Annotated in this window: 25 protein-coding genes and 1 pseudogene; 13 read left to right on the top strand and 13 right to left on the bottom strand. The window is 65.7% G+C overall.

The genetic code is table 11. The annotated features are described in order from the left end of the window. Nucleotides 1-21 precede the first annotated feature (21 nt). Nucleotides 22-990 (bottom strand): cysteine synthase A, encoded by a 969-nt coding sequence (locus C8J44_RS08695; protein WP_056052922.1) that lies wholly within the window; start codon nt 988-990, stop codon nt 22-24. A 190-nt stretch (nt 991-1,180) separates the two neighbouring features. Between C8J44_RS08695 and C8J44_RS18440 the strand changes: the two genes are divergently transcribed. The 4 genes from C8J44_RS18440 (at nt 1,181) to aat (ending at nt 3,434) form a co-directional block, all read left to right on the top strand. After that, on the top strand, nt 1,181-1,333 hold the full coding sequence (locus C8J44_RS18440) for a hypothetical protein (protein ID WP_156364198.1): 153 nt from the start codon (nt 1,181-1,183) through the stop codon (nt 1,331-1,333). 139 nt (nt 1,334-1,472) lie between these two features. Then, on the top strand, nt 1,473-1,856 hold the full coding sequence (locus C8J44_RS08700) for a hypothetical protein (protein WP_056051347.1): 384 nt from the start codon (nt 1,473-1,475) through the stop codon (nt 1,854-1,856). 124 nt (nt 1,857-1,980) lie between these two features. After that, on the top strand, nt 1,981-2,691 hold the full coding sequence (locus C8J44_RS08705) for a ParA family protein (protein WP_121904200.1): 711 nt from the start codon (nt 1,981-1,983) through the stop codon (nt 2,689-2,691). After that, nucleotides 2,688-3,434: a leucyl/phenylalanyl-tRNA--protein transferase gene (gene aat, locus C8J44_RS08710; RefSeq protein ID WP_121904201.1), complete on the top strand. Its 747-nt coding sequence runs from the start codon at nt 2,688-2,690 to the stop codon at nt 3,432-3,434. Before C8J44_RS08705 ends, aat begins: the two co-directional genes overlap by 4 nt. Nucleotides 3,435-3,469: 35 nt before the next feature. Here the strand turns inward: aat and C8J44_RS18865 are convergent. The 5 genes and pseudogenes from C8J44_RS18865 to C8J44_RS18445 form a co-directional block, all read right to left on the bottom strand. Continuing rightward, a pseudogene (locus C8J44_RS18865) lies at nt 3,470-3,781 on the bottom strand (DUF2155 domain-containing protein); the annotation flags it as partial. 119 nt (nt 3,782-3,900) lie between these two features. Next, nucleotides 3,901-4,293 carry an NADH:ubiquinone oxidoreductase subunit NDUFA12 gene (locus C8J44_RS08720; protein ID WP_056051356.1) on the bottom strand — a complete coding sequence of 131 codons (393 nt, stop codon included), beginning with the start codon at nt 4,291-4,293 and terminating at the stop codon, nt 3,901-3,903. Nucleotides 4,294-4,571: 278 nt separating this feature from the next. Beyond that, nucleotides 4,572-4,994 carry a DUF192 domain-containing protein gene (locus C8J44_RS08725; protein ID WP_404969208.1) on the bottom strand — a complete coding sequence of 141 codons (423 nt, stop codon included), beginning with the start codon at nt 4,992-4,994 and terminating at the stop codon, nt 4,572-4,574. Nucleotides 4,995-5,065: 71 nt separating this feature from the next. Beyond that, nucleotides 5,066-5,650: a cold-shock protein gene (locus C8J44_RS08730; protein WP_121904203.1), complete on the bottom strand. Its 585-nt coding sequence runs from the start codon at nt 5,648-5,650 to the stop codon at nt 5,066-5,068. Between the two features lie 94 nt (nt 5,651-5,744). After that, complete coding sequence (locus C8J44_RS18445) at nt 5,745-6,245, bottom strand: regulatory protein RecX (protein WP_259466783.1); 501 nt, start codon at nt 6,243-6,245, stop codon at nt 5,745-5,747. 275 nt (nt 6,246-6,520) lie between these two features. On the opposite strand from C8J44_RS18445, the gene C8J44_RS08740 reads away from it, so the two are divergent. Continuing rightward, nucleotides 6,521-8,308, top strand: coding sequence for a fatty acyl-AMP ligase (locus C8J44_RS08740; protein ID WP_121904204.1), 1,788 nt, complete (start codon nt 6,521-6,523; stop codon nt 8,306-8,308). Nucleotides 8,309-8,445: 137 nt separating this feature from the next. Continuing rightward, a complete protein-coding gene (locus C8J44_RS08745; RefSeq protein ID WP_259466784.1) occupies nt 8,446-10,803 on the top strand; it encodes a bifunctional diguanylate cyclase/phosphodiesterase in 2,358 nt (785 codons plus the stop codon). A gap of 56 nt (nt 10,804-10,859) precedes the next feature. Here the strand turns inward: C8J44_RS08745 and C8J44_RS08750 are convergent, their stop codons facing one another. Further along, nucleotides 10,860-12,176: a M20/M25/M40 family metallo-hydrolase gene (locus tag C8J44_RS08750; protein WP_121904205.1), complete on the bottom strand. Its 1,317-nt coding sequence runs from the start codon at nt 12,174-12,176 to the stop codon at nt 10,860-10,862. A gap of 211 nt (nt 12,177-12,387) precedes the next feature. Between C8J44_RS08750 and C8J44_RS08755 the strand changes: the two genes are divergently transcribed. Then, the gene (locus C8J44_RS08755; protein ID WP_121904206.1) at nt 12,388-13,044 is read left to right on the top strand and encodes a PAS domain-containing protein; all 657 of its coding nucleotides are present in this window, start codon (nt 12,388-12,390) and stop codon (nt 13,042-13,044) included. Here the strand turns inward: C8J44_RS08755 and C8J44_RS08760 are convergent. After that, nucleotides 13,037-13,492 (bottom strand): universal stress protein, encoded by a 456-nt coding sequence (locus C8J44_RS08760; protein WP_121904207.1) that lies wholly within the window; start codon nt 13,490-13,492, stop codon nt 13,037-13,039. The genes C8J44_RS08755 and C8J44_RS08760 overlap by 8 nt on opposite strands. Nucleotides 13,493-13,614: 122 nt before the next feature. Between C8J44_RS08760 and C8J44_RS08765 the strand changes: the two genes are divergently transcribed. The 5 genes from C8J44_RS08765 to C8J44_RS08785 all read left to right on the top strand — a co-directional run bounded on the left by C8J44_RS08765 (nt 13,615) and on the right by C8J44_RS08785 (nt 18,961). Next, nucleotides 13,615-14,967, top strand: a complete 1,353-nt coding sequence (locus C8J44_RS08765; RefSeq protein ID WP_121904208.1) for a pyruvate dehydrogenase complex dihydrolipoamide acetyltransferase — start codon at nt 13,615-13,617, stop codon at nt 14,965-14,967. 116 nt (nt 14,968-15,083) lie between these two features. Continuing rightward, nucleotides 15,084-15,296 carry a hypothetical protein gene (locus C8J44_RS08770; RefSeq protein WP_056052935.1) on the top strand — a complete coding sequence of 71 codons (213 nt, stop codon included), beginning with the start codon at nt 15,084-15,086 and terminating at the stop codon, nt 15,294-15,296. 44 nt (nt 15,297-15,340) lie between these two features. Then, complete coding sequence (locus tag C8J44_RS08775; protein ID WP_060526802.1) at nt 15,341-15,682, top strand: acyl-CoA thioesterase; 342 nt, start codon at nt 15,341-15,343, stop codon at nt 15,680-15,682. Between the two features lie 15 nt (nt 15,683-15,697). Continuing rightward, complete coding sequence (lpdA, locus tag C8J44_RS08780) at nt 15,698-17,092, top strand: dihydrolipoyl dehydrogenase (RefSeq protein WP_056051366.1); 1,395 nt, start codon at nt 15,698-15,700, stop codon at nt 17,090-17,092. Between the two features lie 444 nt (nt 17,093-17,536). Next, nucleotides 17,537-18,961 (top strand): hypothetical protein, encoded by a 1,425-nt coding sequence (locus C8J44_RS08785; RefSeq protein ID WP_121904209.1) that lies wholly within the window; start codon nt 17,537-17,539, stop codon nt 18,959-18,961. 16 nt (nt 18,962-18,977) lie between these two features. Here C8J44_RS08785 and C8J44_RS08790 read toward each other — a convergent pair whose 3' ends face one another. The 4 genes from C8J44_RS08790 to C8J44_RS08805 form a co-directional block, all read right to left on the bottom strand. Beyond that, complete coding sequence (locus C8J44_RS08790) at nt 18,978-20,054, bottom strand: RcnB family protein (protein WP_121904660.1); 1,077 nt, start codon at nt 20,052-20,054, stop codon at nt 18,978-18,980. Nucleotides 20,055-20,172: 118 nt separating this feature from the next. Continuing rightward, nucleotides 20,173-20,664, bottom strand: a complete 492-nt coding sequence (locus C8J44_RS08795) for a GAF domain-containing protein (protein ID WP_121904661.1) — start codon at nt 20,662-20,664, stop codon at nt 20,173-20,175. A gap of 320 nt (nt 20,665-20,984) precedes the next feature. Next, nucleotides 20,985-21,410, bottom strand: coding sequence for an alternative ribosome rescue aminoacyl-tRNA hydrolase ArfB (arfB, locus tag C8J44_RS08800; RefSeq protein WP_093399511.1), 426 nt, complete (start codon nt 21,408-21,410; stop codon nt 20,985-20,987). Between the two features lie 21 nt (nt 21,411-21,431). Further along, nucleotides 21,432-22,151, bottom strand: coding sequence for an RluA family pseudouridine synthase (locus tag C8J44_RS08805; protein WP_121904210.1), 720 nt, complete (start codon nt 22,149-22,151; stop codon nt 21,432-21,434). A gap of 30 nt (nt 22,152-22,181) precedes the next feature. On the opposite strand from C8J44_RS08805, the gene C8J44_RS08810 reads away from it, so the two are divergent. Continuing rightward, nucleotides 22,182-22,949, top strand: a complete 768-nt coding sequence (locus C8J44_RS08810; RefSeq protein ID WP_259466785.1) for a M15 family metallopeptidase — start codon at nt 22,182-22,184, stop codon at nt 22,947-22,949. Between the two features lie 209 nt (nt 22,950-23,158). Here the strand turns inward: C8J44_RS08810 and C8J44_RS18215 are convergent, their stop codons facing one another. Beyond that, nucleotides 23,159-23,470 carry a hypothetical protein gene (locus tag C8J44_RS18215; protein WP_133030371.1) on the bottom strand — a complete coding sequence of 104 codons (312 nt, stop codon included), beginning with the start codon at nt 23,468-23,470 and terminating at the stop codon, nt 23,159-23,161. Nucleotides 23,471-23,938 lie beyond the last annotated feature (468 nt).

The following is a 23,938-nucleotide window of genomic DNA, read 5'->3' on the forward strand; positions in this document are numbered from 1 at the left end:
CGATTCTCGACGCAGGGCGGCTCAAGTCAGGCCCTTGGCTGCGCGCCATTCGGGATCGTACAGCGTCGACAGATATCGGAATCCGGTATCGCACAGAATCGTCGCGATGCGCTTTCCCGGACCCAGATGCCGCGCCAGCGCGACCGCTCCCGCGACGTTGATACCCGACGACAAGCCGAGGCAGAGTCCTTCGTCGTCGAGCAGCCGGCGAACCCAGGCATACCCCTCCTGGTCCGAGATCCGGAACTGGGTGTCGATCGGCGCGCCTTCGAGGTTGGCGGTGATTCGCCCCTGCCCGATCCCCTCGGCGACCGACGATCCCTCGGACTTCAGTTCGCCGTGCGCATAATAGTTGTAGAGCGCGGCGCCGTGCGGGTCGCTAAGTGCGATGCAGACCGCCTCGTCCTTGGCCTTCAGCCCCAGCCCGACGCCGGCGATCGTCCCGCCGGTACCGGCCGCGCACGTGAAGCCATCGACCCGGCCCTCCATCTGCGCCCAGATTTCCTCGGCGGTGCCGACGATGTGGGCGCGACGGTTGGCGATATTGTCGAACTGGTTCGCCCAGATCGCGCCCGGCGTCTCGTCGGCGATCCGGCGCGAGGTATGGACGAAATGGCACGGCGACGAGAACGCCGCCGCAGGCACCAGCACCAGTTCGGCGCCCAGAGCCCTGAGCGTGTCCATCTTCTCGCGGCTCTGCGTCTCGGGCATGACGATGATCGTCTTGTAGCCCTTGGCGTTGGCGACCAGCGCGAGACCGATACCGGTGTTGCCCGCGGTCCCCTCGACGATCGTGCCGCCGGGCTGGAGCAGACCCCGCTCCTCCGCATCCTCGACGATGAACAGCGCCGCGCGATCCTTGACCGACGCGCCGGGGTTGGCGAATTCGCACTTTCCGAAGATATCGCAGCCCGTTGCGTCGCTCGGCCCTTTCAGTCGAACGAGCGGTGTGTTGCCGATCAGGGCGAGCGTATCAGATGTCGTGTGCATCGCCGACAAATGGCGCTGCCATCCGCCGCGGGCAACCCATCGAAAGTTTTGCGTGCTAAACACGATACGCCAAGCCGACAGGTCGTGCCGAACGCCTCTCGCGCAAACCCATAACGTGCTTCCAGGGTGGATTGATCCATGTTAGCCTCGCCACCTGTCCAAGTCGCGGCCAGGAAAAGGGCTATCGGTGATGAAAAACTACGAACATGCGCTGTCGTTGCTGGAGGAAGCAACGCGGATCATGCTCGCTGTCGGCGACACGCTGGTCGCCGCGCACATCGCGACACCGATCGACGTCATTGAAACGCGTCTCACCGCATTGCGCGGCATGCAGAAGCCCTGACCCCCGTCCGACGCGCGCTCGACATGCCGCGCGCCTTGATCAGCCCGTCAGCAAGGCTGACCTGTTCGTCGTCCGGGGATGCGATGGTAGCGCTTAAACCTTGACGCCCTATGCTGCATGCGCGAAGCGAGGTTCCGCTATGAAGATCATCCCCATCACCGCCGTTGCCGCGCTGCTCGTGCTGGCTGCCTGCAACTCCAAGCCAGCCTCGCCAGAGGTGGTCGACACCAATCCCGATCCGATGGCGAACACGCTTGCGAACGCCGCGCCGGTCGAACTGCCGCCCGCGATCAAGTCAGAAAAGACGTTGCGTTGCAAGGACAACAGCCTGTTGTACGTGACGTTCTTCCAGGGCGACAAGCAGGCCGTGGTCCGCACCAAGCAGGACGGCACGCCAACCACGCTGAAGTCGGACGTCGCCGGTTCGCCGAAGACCGCAGAGGGCGGCTGGTCGATGACCGGCAACGAGGACAGCGTCACGCTGACTCGTCCGGGCAAGTCGGCGCAGATCTGCCACGCATAAGGCTCGATCGGCCAATATTTTGGCGTGAACGGTTTCAGAAACGGCTGGCGGTCTTTCCGCCGGCCGTTTTTCTTTGTGTCGTGCACCCTTGCCCGGACGCCGCCGGGCCGGCACCGTATGATCCATGGCAACACTAGCGATATACAGCCTGAAGGGCGGCGTCGGTAAGACGACGCTCGCCGTGAACCTCGCCTGGTGCGCCGCCGCGCTGTCGGCAAGACGTACGCTGCTTTGGGATCTCGACCCGCAGGCCGCGGCGACCTGGGTGCTCGGGGGGCCGGGCAAGGTCGACCAGGCGCAGGCGATGTTCTCGAAGGATATCGCAGTCGCCAAGCAGGCACGGCCGACCGCATATCCGCAGCTCGACCTGATCGCCGCCGATGCATCGCTCCGCGGGCTCGACCAGCTGTTCCACGATCTCGACAAGAAGAAGCGCCTCGCCAAACTGGTGTCCGACCTCGCCGGCTACGACCGCGTCGTCCTCGACTGCCCGCCGGGTCTGACCGAGACCGCCGATCAGGTCATGCGCGCCGCCGACCTGATCGTTATCCCGGTCATCCCCTCGCCGCTGTCGACTCGTGCCTATGATGCCGTCGTCGCGCATCTCGGCGGCCGGACGCCGCTGCTGCCGGTCCATGTCATGGTCGACAAGCGCCGCGCGCTGCATGCCGAGGCGCTGGCCATGCATCCCGACTGGCCGGTGATTCCGATGGCAAGCGGGATCGAGGCGATGGCATCGCGGCGCGCACCGGTCGGCGTATTCCTGCCCAGATCCTCAGCGGCGCGCGCGTTCGCCGATCTCTGGCGGCGGATCGAAAAGCGGCTGGCCGCATGAGCAACGCCCTCGATCCGAAAAATGGACTCGACCCGCAGCTGGTCCTCGGCGCCTACTCGGTCGGCGTCTTTCCGATGGCCGACAGCCGCGATGCCGCCAGCGTCTACTGGGTCGAGCCGCGTCGCCGCGCCGTGCTGCCGCTCGATTCGTTCCGGCTATCACGGTCGCTGCGCAAGACGATCGTCGCGGATCGGTTTCAGGTCACCGTCGATACCGCATTCGAGCCAATTCTCCGGCTCTGCGCCGAAAGCGTCGCTGGCCGGCCCGAAACCTGGATCAACGCGAGTATCGAACGCGTCTTCACGACGCTGCACACGATGGGCTTCGCACATTCGGTCGAATGCTGGGACGGCGGCAAGCTGGTCGGCGGGCTCTATGGTCTAGCTCTGGGCCGCGCATTCTTCGGCGAAAGCATGGTCAGCCGCGCGACCGATGCCTCGAAGGTCGCGCTCGCGCATCTGGTCGCACGGCTGCGCGTCGGTGGGTTCACGCTGCTCGACTGTCAGTTTCAGACCTCGCACCTCGCCTCGCTCGGCGCGGTCGAAATCGATCGCGCGGATTACGTTGCGCTGCTGGCCGCGTCACTCGACGGTGCGCTCGGCGCATCGGCGGCTGCGGGCGGGGCGTCGGCCGGCGACTTCCGCGCGCTCGATCGCTTGGCGGGCAAGGCCTCGGCATCGGACGCGGTATCGGGCCCGGTCGCGGGGAACGTCATCGCGCAACTCTTGGTCCAGACGTCGTAGACCGGGTTCTGCACCGCGTTCAGCGCGGGGCGTTCCTTGTAGAGCCAACCTGAAAACGTCCGGCGCCAGTGCGTGTCGACGCCGCGCACCAGCACCTGGACGAACGCGCCGGTCAGTTGCTCCTGCTCCCACGGCGCAGTCTGTTCGCAGGCGCGCAGCCGCAGCACCACATCGCCCATCCGCGTCGCCTGACCGGGCTTCAGCGTAACGTCGTGCGTTTCGCCATTTCGCTTGTTCAGGATGCCGATCACCGCAACGCGTTGCGCCATCGGCGTTCCGCCATTCGCGATCGCCGCCGCCCCGGTATCGATCGTTTCGACGGAGGAACTCGCCGACTCGTCCGCCATCGGCAGATCCTGCTGGACGACCCCAGCAGGCTTATTCGGCGTCTGCAACGCGCGATAGCCGAACCAGCCGCCTACCCCCAGCAACACGACCAGCAAGGCCGCGGCAAGCCAGCGCAAATTCACCCTTCGGGGACCCAGGCTTCGTAGTCACCGGTGGCCGCCGCACGCGTTCCGCCCTTTTCGAGCGCCCCCGAAGGCCGATAGGCGAGTGCGGTGCCGGTCATGTTGGGGATCGCCGGCTTTTGCCAGGCGCGAACCGGCGGCAAGGCGCGCTCGGGAACGTCGTCGACCTGATGATGCAACCAGCTGAACCACGCGGGCGGGACTCGGCTGGCGTCCGTCGCGCCCTGATAGATCACCCAACGACGCGGATTGCCGGCAGTATCCTTGCCGCCCTCGTAATAGACGTTGCCAAGCGCGTCCTCGCCCTTCTTCGCCATGCTGCGCAAGCCGAATTTGGTGCCGAGGGTGGCGCCGTTCCACCACGTGAAAGTCGATGCAAGAAAGCCCATGCCGGTGCGCTTAACCCGAGTGAGGGCGGGCTTCAACCATGATGATGGCCGAGGTCAGGCGAAGCCTCGCTTCCTGTGTAATTCGAGAGGCGTGCCGGTGCTTACCCTTCGCAACAAGGATGTGCCCGCGTTCGACCGACATGCCGCTCCTCTTTGTTCTCCCGCGAAGACGGAGCCCAGTCTGGGTTCCCGCCTTTGCGGGGAAACACGCTACCCTGTGTAGAGAGGACGCCGTCCCCATCAAAGCCGGTCTCGCCGGTTCGGCAGCCCCCGCCGCGCTACTTCGCGCTCTCGTCCCAGGTTACGCGATCACCCTCAGCGATCCCCAATTCCGCAGACCGTCCACCCATCAGCTCCAGCACCGCGCCGACCGGTTCGCCCGACGGGATCGGCGCCTCGGAAAACGGCACGGTGTTTTCCGCGATCCGGGCGATCGTCCGGTCTGCACGGATGTAGAGAATGTCGAGCGGGCTCGGCGTGTTCTTCATCCAGAAGTTCGCGTTCACCGGCGCGCCGCCGTCCGCCGGATAGGGCCAGAACAACATCCCGCCATCGGGTTTAAGATCGGTCCGGTACATCAGCCCGCGTTCCTGTTCGGCCGCCGTCTTCGCGCGCTCGACGACGAACACATGCGGGCCGTTCGCGCTTCTGATCGTGAGTGTGACCACCGCGGCATTCTCGGTCGTGGTGTCCGCATGCATGTACGCGATCCCGCCCGCTCCCGCCCCGCCAATCAGAACCGCGGCCAGACCGGCCTTGGCAAGTACGCTCATTACAAACCCTCTTCGACCACGACCGCCAGCGGCCCCTTCCGTCCTGCGACGACCCGCGCGCGGAGCGGTTGGTCGGGCTCGACCGATTCGATCCCGGCGCGACGCAGCGTCTCCATATGGACGAATATATCGCTGCCGTCTGCGCTACGGACGAGAAAGCCATAGCCCTTGAGGCGGTTGAACCATTTGACGACGACCGGCTCGAACGGCCCAGCGGCATCGATCATCGCGATCGGATCGACCCGGTCCGGCGACGATGTCGACGTCCGCTCCACCTCGGCGACGGCGTTGGTCATGTCTATCGAGACGATCTCGCGCGCCTGGAACCCTCGACCGCGCTGAACTGACAGAGTCTCGATTCGTGCGCCCTCGGGCAGACTGCGGCGGCCATGAGGCTGCAGGACGGAGAAATGGACGAGGATATCGCCAACGCTGTCGTCGTCAGCGACGGCGAAGCCGAACCCACGGGTCACGTCGAACCACTTGATGACGCCGCCTATCGCACGCACATCGACGCCGCCGACAAGTCCGGCCAATAGTCCCCCGTTGTCGATGGTGGCTTCGATCGCAGCTTCGATCGGCATTTCCGCCCCTGTTTGCGTCACTATACGCATCATTACACCCCTAGCCGCCTAGCTAGCACGCTTCGTCGCAATCGCAACGAATCCATGACGGACATCACTCGAAATCGGATGCGTCTACAACAGCCGACGGCGGGGCGGCGACGATCCGCCGTGCCAGATCGAAACGGTGACCGGCGCGAAGCATTGCCGCAAGTTGCTTCTCGTGCAGTTTTCGGTCCCCGTGCCCATCGCTGTCCCCGCTGCCGTATGGGCCGATCCGTTTGCGACGTGCGAACGCCAGCGCCGATTCGACCGCCCGGTCGGCAATCGCCGGCGCGACCGAGTCCGCATCGTTTTCGTCGATGCCCGCTTCGCGAAATGCGCCCGCGACACGTCGCGCCCCCAGTCCCCGCCGCTGCATCGCCGCCGCGCGCTGCTCGGCAAAGGCCCGGTCGTCGACATAGCCGAGCTCGGCCATACGGTGCGCCAACTCGGCAGGGTCGGCGGCGGCGCCGGCAGCCTCGTCGGCCCAGCCGCGTTCGCGGATCTTGCGGTTGAGGTAATCGGTCAGTCGTCCCCGCGTCGTCGCGAACCGTTCGACGTAGCGGAGCGCCAAACGTTCAAGCGCGGCGGCATCAAGTGGTTTGGGCGCAGGCCGTTCGCGCGATCGGCTCCTGTCCTGGCCTTTGCCCCATCCGCCGTGTTTCGCCGTGCCACGACCATCCGTCGAGCGACTACTGTCGGAGTCGCTAGCATCCCGTTGCGGGTCGAGGGCATCGTCATCGTCGTCCACGCCATCATTGTGCCACACTGACACCCGAAGTTGAACGGCTAGACTAGAGATAGGCGTGGTGTGTTCGATCGCCGCGACGGAGCAAGGCAGGAACTGCGATGACGACCGAAACGGCAACGACCGACACGGCCACCACCGATGGCAAGCACGGCCAGACCGTAGCGGCCCCTGTCGCCACGCCGACCGCAGACGCCCTGCCGCGCCGCTTCGCCAACTTCGGCACGCTGGGCGAAGCCCTCGACTACGCGGCAAGCGGTAACCGTGGTCTTAATTTTCACGACGCGCGCGGCACTCTAGCTCAGCCCTATCCCTACAGCCAGCTCCGTACCGACGCGCGCGCGATGGCCGATCGCCTGATCGCCGCCGGTGTTGCCCCCGCCGATCGCATCGCGCTGGTCGCGGAGACCGGTCCCGAGTTTGCCGCGCTGTTCTTCGGCGTGGTCTATGCCGGCGCCTGGCCAGTGCCGTTGCCGCTGCCGACCTCGTTCGGCGGCCGCGATTCGTACATCGAACAGCTTCGCGTCCAGCTCGAGAGCTGCGACCCGAAAATGCTGATCTTCCCGCCCGAACTCGCGCAGATGGCGGGCGAGGCCGCGCGCCTGTCGGGCACCGTCGGGATCGACTGGTCCGAGTTCGCGACGCGCGAGGCGCCCGAGGCAACGCTGCCCGAGGCCAAGCCGGACGACATCGCATACCTGCAATATTCGAGCGGCTCGACGCGCTTCCCGCACGGCGTCATCATCACGCACGCGGCGTTGCTCAACAATCTCGCCGCGCATAGCCACGGAATGGAGGTTTGCGACACCGATCGCTGCGTCTCGTGGCTGCCCTGGTATCACGACATGGGGCTGGTCGGCTGCTTCCTGTCGCCGATCGCCAACCAGGTCTCGACCGACTACCTCAAGACCGAGGATTTCGCGCGCCGTCCGCTCGCCTGGCTCGATCTCATCAGCCGCAACGAAGGCACGACTCTCAGCTATTCGCCGACCTTCGGCTATGACATCTGTGCGCGCCGGATGTCGTCGCAGACCAAGGCGAGCGATCGCTTCGACCTCTCGCGCTGGCGCGTGGCGGGCAACGGCGCCGACATGATCCGCCCCGACGTGATGCAATCGTTCGTCGACGCGTTCGCCGATGCGGGCTTCAAGGCCAGCGCGTTCCTGCCGAGCTACGGCCTTGCCGAGGCGACGCTAGCGGTATCGCTGATGCCGCCGGGCGAAGGCATTCGGGTCGAGCTGGTCGAGGAAACGCAGCTTTCGGGCGGCTCGCGCGGCGGGGACCGTCCCCAGCGCTACCGGGCGATCGTCAATTGCGGCAAGCCGGTCCGCGACATGCGAATCGAGATCCGCGAAGAGGACGGCACGCCGCTCCCGGATCGCGCGATCGGCAAGGTGTGGTGCAGCGGCAAGTCGGTGATGGTCGGCTATTTCCGCGACGACGCGGCGACCGAAGCGTGCATGGCGGATGGTTGGCTCGATACCGGCGACATGGGCTATATGTCGGACGGCTACATCTACATCGTCGGCCGGGCCAAGGACATGATCATCGTCAACGGCAAGAACCACTGGCCGCAGGACATCGAATGGGCGGTGGAACAGCTCCCGGGCTTCAAGGCCGGTGACATCGCCGCGTTCGCGATCACGACGCCCGGCGGCGAGGAAACCCCCGCCGTATTGGTCCAGTGCCGCAGCTCCGACGAAGCCGAACGCCTGCGCCTGCGCGACGAGATCCGCGAGCGCGTCCGTTCGGTGACGGGTATGAACTGCCTGATCGAACTGATCCCGCCGCGGACGCTACCACGCACCTCGTCGGGCAAGCTCAGCCGGGCTAAGGCTCGCAACCTGTATCTCAGCGGCGATATCAAACCATACGATATCGCAGCCTGAGATAGCGCCTCGATTGCGATGCTCTGCGGTTCTTAGTTGGGCAGAACGCGCCGGTAGGACAGAGATCCGCGATGAATTGTGATATCGGCGACGGTACGCCAACAGTCTGCTAACTAAAGCTTATTAGGGTTCGCTCCGTGAGCATCAAAACCCCTTCACCGTTGCGCGGGATCGCAGTCACGCTTCCCTTGTTGTTAGGTCTGCGCGACGGCTCCGATCCGGTCGAATGGAGCCGGATCCGGACTGCGCAACTGCACGGCGGGCGCAGGATGGCGCTGGTGATGCTCGCGGCGAACGGTATCGCCGCAACCGCCACGGCGCTGCTGGTCGACGACACGTCGCCGCAATGGCAGATCGCCAGCTGGATCGGCGTGCTGCTGCTCGTCGTCGGCGGCATCGCAGCCCGGCGCCTCAGGGCACCCCAACTCGGCGATAGCCAGATCGCGCTGCGCGATGTCCGCAACACCGGCTGGGAAGGCTTGCTGCTGGCGCTGGCATGGTCGACCGTCCCCGTGCTGTTCTGTACCCATGCGCCGTCCGGGACGACCGCGGGTCTCGGGCTGACCCTGTGCGCACTGATGACCGGCGCGGCGTTCGCGATGGCGCCGCTGACGCTCGGAACCCTGGTCTTCCTTGGGTACCTTGGCACTGCTGTCACGCTCCAGCTAGCGATGGCAGGCACGATCGCGGCCTCGGTCGGCGTATTCGTCTTCACCCTGCTGCTGATGCTGGTCTGCTTCAGCCGCGCGCGGACGCTGATGCTGCTCCACGCCAGCGAGATGGCGCTCGACGAGCGCGACGAGACCGTCAGCCTGCTGCTGCGCGAGTTCGAGGAGACTGGCGCCGACTGGCTGTGGGAGACCGATGCCGCACGCCGCATCGTCCGCGCATCGCCGCGTTTCGCGTTCGCCGCCGGGCTCGATCCGGCCAGCATCGACGGCATGCCGTTGCTCCAGCTGCTCGCCGGGCCGACCTGGGAGACCGGTGATTTCGCCACCGGATTGCGCACGCTCGCCGACAAGATGAAGAAACGCGAGAGCTTTCGCGATCTGCGTCTGCCCGTGCAGATCAAGGGCGAAGATCGCTGGTGGGAGATCGCTGCCTCGCCGCGGTTCGACGATCGCGGCGTGTTCAGCGGGTTCCGCGGGGTCGGCTCCGACATCACCGAACAGCGCAAGTCGGTCGACAAGATCAACCGGATGGCGCGCTTCGACACGCTCACCGGGCTGCCCAACCGGCTGATGGTCAACGAAACACTGGTCCGGACGATCGGCGACGCCGGCCAATGGGGCGGCCGGTACGCGTTCATGATGCTCGACCTCGACCGGTTCAAGGCGGTCAACGACACGCTTGGCCATCCGTTCGGCGATCGCCTGCTGAGCCGCGTCTCCGAACGGCTGAGCCAGTTGATGACCGACAACGAACTGTGCGGTCGGCTCGGCGGCGACGAGTTCGCGGTCATCGTCCGCGACGCCAGCGATCAGGTCGCGCTCGAATCGCTCGCCCAGCGGATCATCGACTCGCTGTCGCTCCCCTATGAAATGGATGCGCACACGCTCTATATCGGTGCGAGCATCGGCCTCGCGGTCGGTCCGCGCGATGGGCGGACCGCGGAAATGCTCATCCGTTCGGCCGATCTCGCCCTGTACCGCGCCAAGGATGCCGGCCGCGGCGTCTACCGTAGCTACGAACCCGCGCTTCATGTTCAAGCCGAAGAGCGTCGCGTCCTCGAGATCGCGCTGCGCACCGCGGTCGAGAATGGCGAGATGCATCTCGTCTACCAGCCCGTCGTCGACGCCGAAACCGGCGTCCTGCTGGGTTTCGAGGCGTTGCTGCGCTGGAACAGTCCGGAATTCGGCATCGTGTCGCCCGACAAGTTCATCCCTCTCGCCGAGGAAACCCGGCTGATCGCCAACATCGGCGCCTGGGTATTGCGCACGGCGTGCGAGGAGGCTGCTCGCTGGCCGTCGGTGATCCGGATCGCGGTCAACGTATCGCCCGACCAGCTGCAGAACCCCGGGTTCGTGACGACCGTCACCGGCGCGCTCGCCAGCTCCGGCCTGTCCGCCGAACGGCTCGAACTCGAAGTAACCGAGAGCGTGTTCATGCACGAGGGGCTGGGCGTCGCCAAGGTCCTCGAACGCGTCCTCGATCTCGGCGTGCGGCTCAGCCTCGATGATTTCGGCACCGGCTATTCGTCGCTCGGCTATCTCAGCCGGACGCGGTTCTCGTCGATCAAGATCGATCGCAGCTTCGTCCAGGACGCGGCCAAGGGGATGCGCGAGGCGATCGCGATCATCCGTGCGGTCGTCGCGCTGGCCGAGAGCCTCGGCATGGCGACCACCGCGGAGGGCGTCGAGACGGAGGCCGAACACCGGATGGTCCGGCAATTCGGCTGCACCAAGGTTCAGGGCTATTATTTCGGTCGCCCGCTTCCGGTCGAGGAAGCCCGCGCGCTGGCCAACCGCGGTTGGCAAAAGTCGGCGGCCGCCTGATCCGACAGCCGCCATCGACTGCCAACCCCGATACCGACCGTAATCTCCAACCGCGCTTACCGGCGGCGCTCCCGCCCACCGAAACTGACCAGGCTCTCGGCGCCATCCGTCGACAGCGCCGACACGCCGACGAACGTGTCGTCGACCGGCACCTGAACCAGAACCGTTTGCGTATCCGTCACGTCGCGGACGTCCGTCCAGCCCTGCGAATCGTCGCGGCGCCACCGGACGCGGTAGCGTGCGGCACCCGGCACGACAGTCCATTTGACCGTCGTATCGCGCGACAAGGCACCCGCGATCGATACGTCTTCGGGCGCCGCCGGCGCGGCGGCAATCTGCGCGATCGTCGCCACGTTGATCGCCGTCACCTTGGCCAGATACGGAAAGTCCATGCCCTCAATCGTGTCGCCATAGACGACACCTTTTTCGGTGCGCAGATCCTGATGCTGGCGATCCCAGTTCTCGGCCGCGACCGAGAACCGTACCGCGGGATAGCCGAGCTTGAGAAACGGTTCGTGATCGCCACCGCGACCGAACCGATCCGGCCGCCGATCGATCATCACGTCGAGCCCGCCCGGAATGCCGCCGGCGATCCCATCGATCGCCTTGGCCAGCGCGCGACTCGGGCCATCGTCCTCGCCGCCCTCCGCACGCCGTCCCTGTTGCGCGACCATGTCTTCCGATGTGCGAATGCCTTCCGAAAACACGCGCACCTTGTCCGCGACCCGGACGCCGCCCTGACCGACCGTATTGCCGACGATGTCGTTGTTGAGCATCGCCGAGACCTGCCAGCCTCGCGCCTTCGCGGTATCGGCGAGCAGTTCGGCGCCCCACAAGCCCTGTTCCTCGCCCGAGAACACCGCGTAGACGATCGTCGCGTCGAACTGACGTTGCGACAGCAAGCGCGCGGCCTCCAGGACCAGCGCCACGCCCGAGGCATTGTCGTTCGCGCCCGGCGCATCGGAGGTCGCGTTCATGACATCGGTCACGCGGCTGTCGATATGCGCACCGACGATCACCACCCGGTTCGGATCGCGGCCCTTCTGGATCCCCAGGACGTCTTCTACCACCACGCCGGTCGGTGCCCGCGGGCCGGTGAAACGTCGCGAAATCCGGTCAACCGTGATGCACCCGCCGCACGATGCACCGATCTCCGTAAAGCGGCGCGCTGCCCAAGTCCGGGCGGCGCCGATACCGCGTTTGGGGTCGGTCGTGGTCGACGCCGTGTGGCGTGTGCCGAAATCGACCATCGTTGCGACGTCCGCCTTCAATCGGGTCGCAGAGGGCTTCGCCGAGGTAGCGGATTGGGTCGCGGGTGGGGGCGCGAGCGGGGCGGCGGCTGCGAGAAGCAGTGGAACGATAAGGGTCGACATGGAATGATCGTGCCCGGATCGCAGGCACGCCTCAAGTGTTTAATATCTCCGAGACGAACCAACTGAAACTGGAATTCAGCTGAAGATCACTTTCGGCCAAATCGATAAATCGCACGAACATGATTCAGATTTGATACTTTTTAATCAAATGCGTAGAGGTACTTATCGAAATCCGGGACCGATAGTGATTATAGGCCATTCAATCTCGAATATGGACGGTATCATACAAGCCATCGATGAACCGGTGGCTCGTGTGCTGAAACGTACGCGTACAGAGCTGATCGGCATGTCGTATACGTCAATCACGCACCCTGAGGATATCGCTCGCAACGTATCGCAGGTCCAGGCTCTTCGTCCGAATGGTCAGTCGCAATCAATCCGCAAGCGATATCTTGGCGGCGATGGCAGTATCATCACGCTCACTGTCCAGGTTTTGCGTATCGGCAGCGGCGAGAGCGGCCATCTCGTCGGTACGATGTCGGCCGCCGCCCCACTCGGCTCGATGATTGCAGGTCCGCGTCACGACGATCGCCTGCCACATAGTCTTTGGCGCCGCGCAAAGGATCTGCTCGCGGTCATGCAGGCACGCGATAAGACGCTGGGCGGCGATCTGTTCGCCGATCATGCCTGGGCACTGCTGTTGAGCGTCTATGTGGCGGAGGCCGAGAGTCGGATCGCAACGGTCGACTCGGTCGCCAGCCAGCTTGGTCTGAATCGCGCGACCTTGGATCGCTGGATTCGTGTGCTGGAGGCCAAATCGCTGGTCGATCCGCCCGATAGCATGCGCCAAGCACTCCAGCTGACACGCTCCGGCATCGACGATGTCGAACGGCTGTTGTCGACCCGATCGCTGGTGGACGTCAGCTAAGACGATCGATCGCCTCGCGCGTCAGCGACCCGGGGATGATCATGACGGGGACCGGCAGCGCCCCCGCGTCGGTTCCCGAGAAATGCGCGATCAAATCGCCCGGCGCGCCGATCGCGGCCGCGCCGAGCACCAGTGCGGCGATCTCTGGGTTCGCCGCGATCATCTCGCGGATGATCTTCGGTGCTTCGCCTTCGCGGACGGTAATCGACGGACGAAGGCCGGATTCCTCCAGCAACGTACCCGCGGCGCCGGCGACCAGCCCCTCGGCATGCAATCGCGCTTCCTCCTCGATCGTCGCCTGGACGCCGCCGAACGCGATGAACTCCTGCGGCGGGATGACGGTGAGGATCTCGACGCCGCCGCCGGTCTTTACCGCGCGCCGGGCCGCGAACCGCAGCGCGATGCCAGCTTCCGGACTATCGTCGATAACCACTAGATAAATGCGCATTTTAGCCCCCGTTATTACCGGTAATTGGGCCGCAGCGGGTCGATACGCAAGTGCGCCGGGGTTGACCCGAGCGGACGAGGGCGCGAGTAGGCATGCCGTTACGTCACGCCCTGGGGAAATCCATGTCGATCGAGATCAAGATGCCTGCGCTGTCCCCGACCATGGAGGAGGGTACCCTCGCCAAATGGTTGATCAAGGAGGGCGACGTCGTGAAATCCGGCGACCTGATGGCCGAGATCGAGACCGACAAGGCGACGATGGAATTCGAAGCCGTCGACGAAGGCACCGTGGTCAAGATCCTCGTCGCCGAGGGTACCGACAACGTAAAGGTCGGCACGGTCATCGCCATCATCGCCGAAGAGGGCGAGGACGCGTCGTCGGTCTCGTCCGCGCCTGTGAAGAGCGAGACGCCTGCACCGGCCGCGAAGGAATCGGAAGCCAAGCCCGACCCGACGGATCCGAACAAGACCGGGACCGAGGCCAAGCCAGTCGAGCGGACCGAGGCGTCCGCCGAGGATCACGGTCGTCCCGACGACGCCGGTGCCTCCAAGCCTGCCGCCAGCGGTGATCGCGTCAAGGCGAGCCCACTCGCGCGTCGTCTCGCCGCCGACAAGGGTATCGATCTCGGCGCCGTGTCGGGTTCGGGGCCAAAGGGTCGTATCGTCAAGGCCGACGTCGAGAGCGCGAAGCCGGGTGCGGCTCCCGCTGCCGCGAAGACCGAAGCTGCTGCGCCGACTGCCGCTGCAGCCCCCGCGCCTGCCGCAAAGCCGGCTACCGTGCCGGACATCCCGCACGAGGCGACCAAGCTCAGCAACGTGCGCAAGACGATTGCACGTCGCCTGACCGAGTCGAAGCAGACCGTCCCGCACATCTACCTGACCGTGAACATCCGCCTCGACGCGCTGCTCAAGCTGCGTGGCGAGCTGAACAAGAGTCTCGAATCGCGCGGCGTGAAGCTGTCGGTCAACGACCTGCTGATCAAGGCGCAGGCCGTCGCGCTCATGCAGGTGCCGACCTGCAACGTGATGTTCACGCCCGACCAGTTGATCACCTTCCAGCGTGCCGACATCTCGGTCGCGGTGAGCACGCCGTCGGGGCTGATCACGCCGATCATCGTCGGGGCGGACACCGCCTCGCTGTCGTCGATCTCGACGCAGATGAAGGACCTCGCCGGCCGCGCCCGCGACGGCAAGCTGAAGCCCGAGGAATATCAGGGCGGTACCGCCTCGATCAGCAACATGGGCATGTTCGGCATCACGCAGTTCGATGCGGTCATCAACCCACCGCAGGCGATGATCCTCGCGGTCGGTGCTGGCGAGAAGCGTCCGTACGTAGTCGGTGACGAGCTGACCGTCGCGACCGTGATGTCGGCGACCGGCAGCTTCGATCACCGCGCGATCGACGGCGCGGACGGCGCGCAGTTCATGAAGGCGTTCAAGCACCTCGTCGAGAACCCTCTGGGCATGCTGGCGTAAGCTGAGAGACATGAACACCGCCTCCCCAACCCCGTTCGCCCTGAGCGAAGTCGAAGGGCATGAGACTCATGTACCTCGACTTCGCTCGGCACGAACGGTTTAGGGGGGTGTTCGACATGAAGAAGACGACCATTGAGATCCTGCACATCCTCGCAGGCCTCGTCGTCGCAATCGCGATCACCTGGGCGGCGGCATGGTCCTACCCGCTTGGGCAGGACGTGATCTGGTCGTGCGGTGCCGCGGCGATGGTGGCGACCATGCTGATGGGCGTGGGACCGCTGCGCCGCGCCCGCCGTCTCGACCAAACGACCCGCAGGAGTGAAGCGTGACCGACCTGCCTCCCAACAAGGCGCCGACGATCCGCGTCACCGCGATGCCTGCCGACGCCAACCCGTATGGCGACATCTTCGGCGGCTGGCTGATGGGTCAGATGGATCTCGCGGCGGGATCGGTTGCATCCAGGCGTAGCGGCGGCCGTGCCGTCACGATCGCAGCGGACGCGATGAAGTTTCACATGCCGGTCGTCGTCGGTGACGAGGTCTCGGTCTACGCCGAGCTGAGCGCGGTCGGTCGCACCTCCATGACGATCGAGGTCGAGGCCTGGCGGCGCGCGCGTCACAGCAACGACAGCTGCAAGGTGACCCAGGCGCGCTTTATCTTCGTAGCGGTCGGCGACGATCGCAAACCGCGGCCCGTGCCGCCCGAAACCAATTGAATCGAAGGATTTACCGTGGCTGATACCTATGATCTCGTCATCCTCGGCTCGGGCCCCGGCGGCTACGTCGCCGCGATCCGCGCGTCGCAACTCGGCCTAAAGGTCGCGATCGTCGAGCGTGAACGCTTGGGCGGCATCTGCCTCAACTGGGGCTGCATCCCGACCAAGGCGCTGCTGCGGACGTCGGAAATCTATCATTACATGCAGAATGCCGAGAGCTACGGCCTCAAGGCGGACAATGTCGGCTTCGACCTCGCCAAGATCGTCGATCGTTCGCGCAAGGTCGCGGGCCAGCTTAACGCGGGCGTCAAGGGCCTGATGAAGAAGAACAAGGTGACCGTCGTCGAAGGCGTCGGCACCGTGACGGCGAAGGGCAAGCTCAGCGTCAAGCAGGGCGACAAGACCGTCGAGCTCGAAGCCAAGAACATCATCGTCGCGACCGGCGCCCGCGCGCGCGACCTGCCGTTCGCCAAGGCTGACGGCGAGCGGATCTGGACTTACCGACACGCGATGGTCCCGACCGAGATGCCGACCAAGCTGCTGGTCATCGGCTCGGGTGCGATCGGCGTCGAGTTCGCCAGCTTCTACAACGACATGGGCGCCGACGTGACGATCGTCGAGATGCTCCCGCGGATCCTCCCCGTCGAGGACGAGGAAGTCTCCGCGTTCATGGACAAGGCGCTGACAAAGCAGGGCATCAAGCTGCTGACCCAGACCGGTCTGGAGGGTCTCGCGCCCTCGGCGAACGGCGTCACGGCCAAGATCAAGGCGAAGGACGGCAAGGTTTCGGAAGAGACATTCAGCCACGCGATCATCGCGATCGGCATCGTCCCGAACACCGAGAATATCGGGCTGGAGGCTTTGGGCGTCGAGACGGACCGCGGCCACATCAAGACCGACGGATACGGCCGCACCAACGTCGACGGCATCTGGGCGATCGGCGACGTCACCGGCGCGCCGTGGCTCGCGCACAAGGCCAGCCATGAGGGCATCATCGCGGTCGAGAAGATCGCCGGCGGCTCGCCGCACCAGATGGACAAGGCCAACATCCCCGGCTGCACCTATTCGCGCCCGCAGGTGGCGTCGGTCGGCATGACCGAGGCGAAGGCGAAGGAAGCCGGCTACGAGCTGAAGGTCGGCAAATTCCCCTTCATCGGCAACGGCAAAGCGATTGCTCTGGGTGAGGCCGAGGGTTTCGTGAAGACGGTGTTCGACGCGAAGACCGGCGAACTGCTCGGCGCGCACATGGTCGGCGCGGAAGTCACCGAGCTGATCCAAGGCTATGTCGTCGCGCGGCAGCTCGAGACGACCGAAGCCGAGCTGATGGAGACGGTGTTCGCGCATCCGACGCTGTCCGAGATGATGCACGAGAGCGTGCTGGCTGCGTACGGCCGGGCAATCCACTACTGACCCAATGATCCTCTCCCGCCAAGGGGAGGTGTCGCCAAAGGTGACTGAGGGGGAGGACACGGAACCGAGGTTATCCGTTCCGCCCCCTCCGTCTGGCAAGCGCCAGCCACCTCCCCCTGGCGGGGACGATTTGAGGTTGGTACTCCATTTGCCTCCGCCATCCTGATGAAAGTCGGGATCCAGGACGCCAGCCGCCGCCCTTGTGGCTCTGGATCCTGACTTTCGTCAGGATGACGGAGGCGGTCGGGTCGGTTGTCCTTTTGTTGTCAGGCACGAAGTCGAGACCAGTCTGATATCCGTCTGACCGACCGATCCGAGCGAACCATCCCGTTTCGGCCCTATCTCTCTTGACCCTCGCGCGGGACGCGTCAAAGGGTCGCGCCGGCCACGACGTCCTGCTTTCAGGATTTCGCGGCGCATAAGCCACCGGTGCGGGAACCGCGAATGTCGATCGAACCAAACTCCCGCCTCACGCACCGCCACATCACGATAACGGCGGTCGCACTATGCATCGCCTCGCTCGCGCTCTTCTGGCCGGGCACCGCGATGTACGACACCGTCACGCAATATCAGCAGGTCCTGTCGGGCGTGTACGACGATTGGCACCCGCCGGCGATGGCGCGAGTCTGGGCGCTGCTTGCGCCGCTCGGGCCCGGTGCGACGCCGATGCTGGTCCTGCAACTCGTCACCTATTGGCTCGGGCTCGGTTTGATCGCCACCGCGCTAGCCCGGATCGGTCGCACCCGTGGCGCCGCCGCGATCCTCGCGATCGGCCTGCTCCCACCCTTTCTCGGCTGGCAGGGCGTCGTGCTCAAGGACGCGCAACTCGCTGGCGCGCTTCTCGCCGCAATCGGCATCATAGGCTGGTGGCGGCTCGCGCGGCGTCCGCTGCCCCGCGCGATGTACATCCCGGTCGCGCTGCTGCTCGCCTATGCCGTGCTGGTCCGCGCCAACGCCGTGTTCATCGTCGTTCCGCTGATCGTGACGCTCGCCCCGCGCCCGGCACACCCCCTGGCCAAGCTCGTCGCCGGTCTCGTCGCGGTGGTCGCCGTGCTCGGCGTCGCGCCGATCGTGAACCACCAGCTGCTTCGCGCGCAGCCCAGTGGAGTCGAGGCGACCCAAGCGCTCTACGACATAGCGGGGATCGCCGCGCGGACACCGGACGGCAAAACCATCGGCCTTACCCGGCAAGAGACAGCAACCGTGATCCAGCGGCGGTGCGCGAAGCCGTTCTTCTGGGATCCTCTCGGCGACGATGCGCATTGCGGGACGACGATGGCGCGGCTGCGCGCGCTGCCGACCGCGACGCTGTACGTCACGCTGGCGTCGGCAGCGCTGCATCATCCGATCGCCTATGCCGGGCACCGCTTCGCGCATCTGAACTCGACCGACCGGTGGCTGGTCCCGTTCCACTGGCCCAGCGCCGCGCCGCCCGTCGCGTCGGAGCCGAACACGATCGGGCTCGCCAACCCCAGTGCAGGAGCGAGCGCGTGGGAGGTGCTGACCGCGATGATCGTCGAGACCCCGTTCGGCTGGCCGATCGCCTGGATCGTCGTCGCGATCACCGCGCTTGCCGCAAGCCTGTCGCGCCCGCGCGATCCTGTCCGCGAACTCGCCACCGCGTTGCTGGTATCCGCCCTAGCGCTGGAGGTCAGCTTCGCGGCGCTGAGCATCGCGTCCGACCTGCGCTATCACCTGTGGTCGATGATCGCGACAGCGGTTTCCGTCGTCCTGCTCGCGGACCGCGCGCCGCCGCTGCGTGTCGTGATGATCGGCGCAACCGCGCTGACCATCGTGATCTGCAGCGGGTTGGCGGCGCGCATGACGCTACCCCTCCCGCCCCAGTCTTATGCGGGCATGCTGGGGTAAGCCACCGGCAGCGCCCCTAGCGCCGGCGTAGCTTGCGCCGCGGATAGGGCACCGTCTCGTAATATTCGGTGGTCGTCGTGGTCGTCGTCACCGGGACGGACTGAACGACCACCGTCGTCGAGCCTGCCGGATAGGCAGGGCCGCTGGTGGTCGTGACCGTCGTTGCGCCATCGCGCGAAACCCAGGTTTCGCCCGGCTCGCTCGCGTAGGTACGCGGCGGCTGATAGCCGGCGCCATAGGGTGGCGCGTAGTCTTCCGCATACGGCGCGGGCGGCGGATAGCCTGCGCCGTATCCCGCACGGAGTGGTGGCGGCGTGCGACGGCCACGATCCTCGGCCTTGTCGATCGCGTAGCCCGCCGCTGCGCCGACGCCGGCACCGATCAGCGTACCGCCGAGACGGTTGCCACGTCCGGCGATGACGTTGCCCGCGACGCCACCGGCTACAGCACCGATCGCGGCACCGCCCAGACCCGTGTCGCGCCGACCGTAGCGACCATCGTCCGACCGCGGCGCGCGACCATCATCATAAGGCGGCGCATACCCGCGTTCGCTAGGCCCGGCGTACACCGTGTCGTTTGCCGCATAATCCCGAGGACTTATCGTTACCGAACTGACCGAGTCATAGCGGTCCCAATCGACGTCACCGACGGTGTCGTAAACCGATCCTCGCGGGTCGATCAGCACGGCGTCGTCGTAGTAGCGCGTCCAGTTATACCCCTGCGGCGGTTGCGGAAGACCGTAGGTCGACCAGTCGCCCACGTAGAAGCGCGGCGCATTCCAATAGCCGGGAACCGCCCAGCCGCGATGCGGGCGGCGGTAGCCGGTCCAACCGCCCGGCGCGTTCGCACCGGCCCACCAGCGACCGCCGATCTTGCTGCCCCAGCGCGGCTGGCGGTGCTGTCCCGCCTGTCGCGACGCGGTCTGCACGATGGGAGCATTGGCGGCGATCGGACCGGGCCGGCGGGGATTTGCCATCGGTGCCTGCATCGTCGCGCCCGGCATGCCGTAGCTGGCACCGGGCCGCTGCTGCGCGTGCGCCGGGCCGCCGCCGACCAAGGCGAGCCCTGCGCTCGCGAGAATAAGGCTCCGCATGTTCATCTCCCTGGTTCCGCCACCCTATCCCGCGCAAACGCCGGATGTCTTGAGGGGTTGCTTACCAAAGCCGGGGGCGAGTCACCAGCAAGCGTACCGTCCCGAAACGGAGCAGCGCCTACAGCCGCCGGGCCAACAATGCGGCGAGCGCCTCGCACCCTGCCGCATCCTCCGCGTCGAACCGCGCCGGCTCCGGGCTGTCGAGATCGAGCACGGCGATCAGCGTGCCGTCCTTGATCACTGGTACCACCAGTTCCGACCGGCTTGCCGCGTCGCAGGCGATGTGTCCTGGGAATGCGTGCACGTCCTCGACCAACTGCGTGGTTAGCGTCGCGGCAGCGGCCCCGCAGACGCCCTTGCCGACCGGGATACGGATGCACGCGACCTTGCCCTGGAATGGCCCAAGTACAAGCTCACCACCCTGCGCTTCGGGTACTAGTCGGTAGAAGCCTGCCCAATTGAGATCGGGCAGATACTCCCAGACCAGCGCCGACGCATTCGCCATGTTGGCGATCGGATCGGTCTCGTCCGCGGTCAGCGCGTCTAGCGCGGCGAGCAGGTCGCGGTAGAGGTCGGCCTTGGTGCCGGCGGAGATATCGAACTGGTACATGTGATCGTCCTTGGTCGTCGGCGGCGATAGGCTGGGAATCCCGTCCGTCATCCTAACGCAAACTGAGGTCTGCCATATTGGCTTCGAAAGCCCGTTCCTCAAGCACACCCCAGCTTTCGCCGGGGTGACGGATGGGACTTATGACGTGCAACCTCGAAAAACCAAACGTGCGGCGAGGGTCGCAAGCGCTGCTCTTTGAGATCCTGGCCCCCCGCCTGCGCGGGGGAACGGTAGAGAGGCGCTCGACGGATCAGGTTTTCGCCGAGTCCACCCAGGGTTCGCTGAAATTGGGCGAGCTTGCCCCCCCCGCTCACGCCCGCTCAGTCGTCGCGCACTTTTCCCCGGCCCGCCTTCACGCCGCTCCGCACCTTCTTCGTATCGACCCGCCGCGCCTTCGCCGCCTTGGACGGCTTGGTCGCGCGGCGCGCTTTCGGGACGATCGTCGCCTCCTTGATCAGCGCGACGAGGCGTTCGCGGACTTCCTGCCGGTTGAGCAGCTGCGACCGCGATCCCTCACTGCGGAGCACCAGCACGCCATCGCGCGTCAGCCGCGATCCGGCCAGCACGGCGATGCGGTTCTTCACCGCCAGTGGGAGGCCGGGCGAGAGGCCGACGTCGAAGCGCAGGATCACCGCGCTGTCGGTGGTGTTGACATGCTGACCACCCGGACCGCCCGATCGCGTGGTGCTCTCGATCAGTTCGCTGTCGTCGATCGAGATCGATCGGGTGATCGGGATCGCGACCATCAGCCCCTGCCCTCGGCTCGATCAGTCGCCGGTAGAGTCGAGCGTCGTTACCGCGTCGGCAGTCGGAGCAACGTCGGCAACCGGAACAGCCTCGTCGGCAAAACCCGCCTTGGCGAAGCGCTCGGGCAGCGGCGCTTCGGCGAGCACGTCGGGCTTGCCCGGGCGCGGGACGATCAGCCGCTGAGCGTGAAGCATCATGCCGAACCCATCCGCTTTGCCGTACACGCCGTCACCGACCACCGGCGCACCAAGGCCGCTGGCGGCGTGGACGCGGATCTGGTGCGTGCGGCCAGTTTCGGGAAGGAATTCGACCAGCGAGCGGCCGTCCTTAATCTCCAGCACGCGCCATTTTGTACGCGACTTCTTGCCCTCGGGATCCTCGACCATCCGCCAACCGGTCTCGGCCGTGCTGACTTTGCCGAGGGGCATTTCGATTAGGCCCGATTCACCGTTAACCTCACCGTCGAGGAGGGCGACGTAGCGTTTCGAGACGAGGCCCTGCTCGAACGCCTGCTGCAACCGGGCATGCGCCTTGGGGTTGCGCGACAAAAGCAGGCAGCCGCTCGTGTCGCGGTCGAGCCGGTGCACCGCCTTCGGCCAGCGCTGGAAGCCGAACTTCAGGCTTTCGAGATGATTTTCGAGGCTCAGCGAGCCATCGCGGGGCGGATCGACCGGCAGCCCTGCGGGCTTGTCGATCACCAGGGCCTCGCCGTCGAGGAAGAGTACGCGTTCACCATGCATGGCGCCGCCCTTGCCATCATTAGCGCCTGCGTGCCAGAGCCCGCGTCGATGTTGCACCGCACGCTGGCCCTCGCGCTCCTCTTCACCCCCACGATCGCGGAGGCCCAATTGTGCGAAGGCCAGAGCGCGGCGATCTCGCCCGACGGTCGCGCGTTCGGGCATCTGCCGTACGGCGACGCCGCCGAAACCGAACTGGTCACGCTGCCGTCCGAATACTCGGTCGGCAATCCATGCGTCGTACGCGCCGATATCCTGCCCGATCTGTTGCGGCTGTTCGCAGCGGCGCAGGGCGATCCCTCGGTGATGGGCCAGCTCCGCGCGCTCTCGTGTCAGCGGTCGATCGCGCGCCAGCGCAGCGTGTTCTGCCGCGGCGAAATCAGCACCGCGGCCGACCGGGCGATCTCGGTCGCGCCGCCTGGATATAGCGAGCATTCGACCGGCTATGCGCTCGATTTCGCGGTGCGCCCTGCGAACGGGTGCCCCGATGCGGAGGCGTGCATGGCCGCGACGCCTGCCGCGCGCTGGCTGCGGCTGAACGCGCCCCGGTTCGGGTTCGAGCAGAGCTTTCCCGGCGGCAACAAGCAGAACGTGAAATGGGAGCCCTGGCACTGGCGCTGGGTGGGCACGAGCGGCAGTGCGCCCGGGGCGGCGAAGGCGCGGTTCGTGTTTGCGCGGGCGCGGCGGTTGTATCCGGCGGACCCCGCCGTGCTGCCGCTGGTGGTGAAGGTGTCGGCGCAACCGCCGGTGCCGGTGCCGGTGCCGGTGGTGGTAGTGCCGTCGAAGAAGAAGCGGCGGTAGAAGTAAAGACTGGTTTGATCGGGGCTATGTGTCCCTGAGAGCGGTACCACCCCGGCGGAGGCCGGGGCCCAGTTGGGGAACGCTGCTGACGACAGCCAGCGCTTCGTTACTGCCACCTTTCCAACTGGGCCCCGGCCTTCGCCGGGGTGGTAGTTTTTTTGGGGGGCACCTTTGAATTACGAGCCGATTGGATGCCCCACTTTACGCAATCAGTGCAGCACGAGCCCGCCCGTACGCACGACGCCGTCCTGTAACGCGTGGTCGTACAGCAATTCGGTCTCGAGCTTCACCTGGAGCGACAGCCGGTCGAGCATCGACTCCGCCTGCACGCCGAACGCGGCCCAGTCGTCGGGGGAAATCGTCGGCAGCCAGTGGCCGATGAACGCCTTCCAGTCCGAGCGGAGGATGTCGAGATCCTCTTCCATCATCGCGATCGTATCGGCCGAGCAGCGCGCTTCCATCGCCACGACGGTGCGATCGATGACCTCGTCCTCGACGCCCAGATGATCGGCGACGGTCACTGCCAGCTCGATCAGCTTGCGCGACGCGATCGCGCTTTGCGTATTAGATTCTCGTGATAAATTAACGAGTTCCGAACATTGCCGGGCAATCTTCTCGTGATCTTCGATCAACCGAATCCAATTCGCACGGTCCTGATCGGATACTTCTCGCTCTGCGATCTTCGCGTTCATGACGTCGCTACTCCCCTGCGAATGCCAAACGGTAACACTGAATATACGCGTCAAATATTACCAAAGATGCAATAGCGTCAGGCGTTTGACCATAGCTATAGTATTTCCGGCAGTGCGGCCGTGTCGAAACGACCGTATCGCGTCCACCCTTTGACATGACGCCGCGGCGCGCCTATATCCGCATCTCACCACAGTATCCGGGAAATGACATGCCGTCGCGCAGCGTGTCGATCGTATTGGATACCGAGGTTTCATACGCTGAGAGCCGCCGCACCTGATGCGCGCGGCCTTTTTGCG

The sequence above is a fragment of the Sphingomonas sp. PP-CE-3A-406 genome (assembly GCF_003688625.1).
Classification (GTDB): domain Bacteria; phylum Pseudomonadota; class Alphaproteobacteria; order Sphingomonadales; family Sphingomonadaceae; genus Sphingomonas.

What these genes read in the sequence shown, in the direction of transcription:
- C8J44_RS08695 (WP_056052922.1), bottom strand. Translation starts at nt 990, where the DNA reads ATGCACACGACATCTGATACGCTCGCCCTGATCGGCAACACACCGCTC.
- C8J44_RS18440 (WP_156364198.1), top strand. Translation starts at nt 1,181, where the DNA reads ATGAAAAACTACGAACATGCGCTGTCGTTGCTGGAGGAAGCAACGCGG.
- C8J44_RS08700 (WP_056051347.1), top strand. Translation starts at nt 1,473, where the DNA reads ATGAAGATCATCCCCATCACCGCCGTTGCCGCGCTGCTCGTGCTGGCT.
- C8J44_RS08705 (WP_121904200.1), top strand. Translation starts at nt 1,981, where the DNA reads ATGGCAACACTAGCGATATACAGCCTGAAGGGCGGCGTCGGTAAGACG.
- aat (WP_121904201.1), top strand. Translation starts at nt 2,688, where the DNA reads ATGAGCAACGCCCTCGATCCGAAAAATGGACTCGACCCGCAGCTGGTC.
- C8J44_RS08720 (WP_056051356.1), bottom strand. Translation starts at nt 4,293, where the DNA reads ATGGGCTTTCTTGCATCGACTTTCACGTGGTGGAACGGCGCCACCCTC.
- C8J44_RS08725 (WP_404969208.1), bottom strand. Translation starts at nt 4,994, where the DNA reads ATGCATGCGGACACCACGACCGAGAATGCCGCGGTGGTCACACTCACG.
- C8J44_RS08730 (WP_121904203.1), bottom strand. Translation starts at nt 5,650, where the DNA reads ATGCCGATCGAAGCTGCGATCGAAGCCACCATCGACAACGGGGGACTA.
- C8J44_RS08740 (WP_121904204.1), top strand. Translation starts at nt 6,521, where the DNA reads ATGACGACCGAAACGGCAACGACCGACACGGCCACCACCGATGGCAAG.
- C8J44_RS08750 (WP_121904205.1), bottom strand. Translation starts at nt 12,176, where the DNA reads ATGTCGACCCTTATCGTTCCACTGCTTCTCGCAGCCGCCGCCCCGCTC.
- C8J44_RS08755 (WP_121904206.1), top strand. Translation starts at nt 12,388, where the DNA reads ATGGACGGTATCATACAAGCCATCGATGAACCGGTGGCTCGTGTGCTG.
- C8J44_RS08760 (WP_121904207.1), bottom strand. Translation starts at nt 13,492, where the DNA reads ATGCGCATTTATCTAGTGGTTATCGACGATAGTCCGGAAGCTGGCATC.
- C8J44_RS08765 (WP_121904208.1), top strand. Translation starts at nt 13,615, where the DNA reads ATGTCGATCGAGATCAAGATGCCTGCGCTGTCCCCGACCATGGAGGAG.
- C8J44_RS08770 (WP_056052935.1), top strand. Translation starts at nt 15,084, where the DNA reads ATGAAGAAGACGACCATTGAGATCCTGCACATCCTCGCAGGCCTCGTC.
- C8J44_RS08775 (WP_060526802.1), top strand. Translation starts at nt 15,341, where the DNA reads ATGCCTGCCGACGCCAACCCGTATGGCGACATCTTCGGCGGCTGGCTG.
- C8J44_RS08785 (WP_121904209.1), top strand. Translation starts at nt 17,537, where the DNA reads ATGTCGATCGAACCAAACTCCCGCCTCACGCACCGCCACATCACGATA.
- C8J44_RS08790 (WP_121904660.1), bottom strand. Translation starts at nt 20,054, where the DNA reads ATGCGGAGCCTTATTCTCGCGAGCGCAGGGCTCGCCTTGGTCGGCGGC.
- C8J44_RS08795 (WP_121904661.1), bottom strand. Translation starts at nt 20,664, where the DNA reads ATGTACCAGTTCGATATCTCCGCCGGCACCAAGGCCGACCTCTACCGC.
- arfB (WP_093399511.1), bottom strand. Translation starts at nt 21,410, where the DNA reads ATGGTCGCGATCCCGATCACCCGATCGATCTCGATCGACGACAGCGAA.
- C8J44_RS08805 (WP_121904210.1), bottom strand. Translation starts at nt 22,151, where the DNA reads ATGCATGGTGAACGCGTACTCTTCCTCGACGGCGAGGCCCTGGTGATC.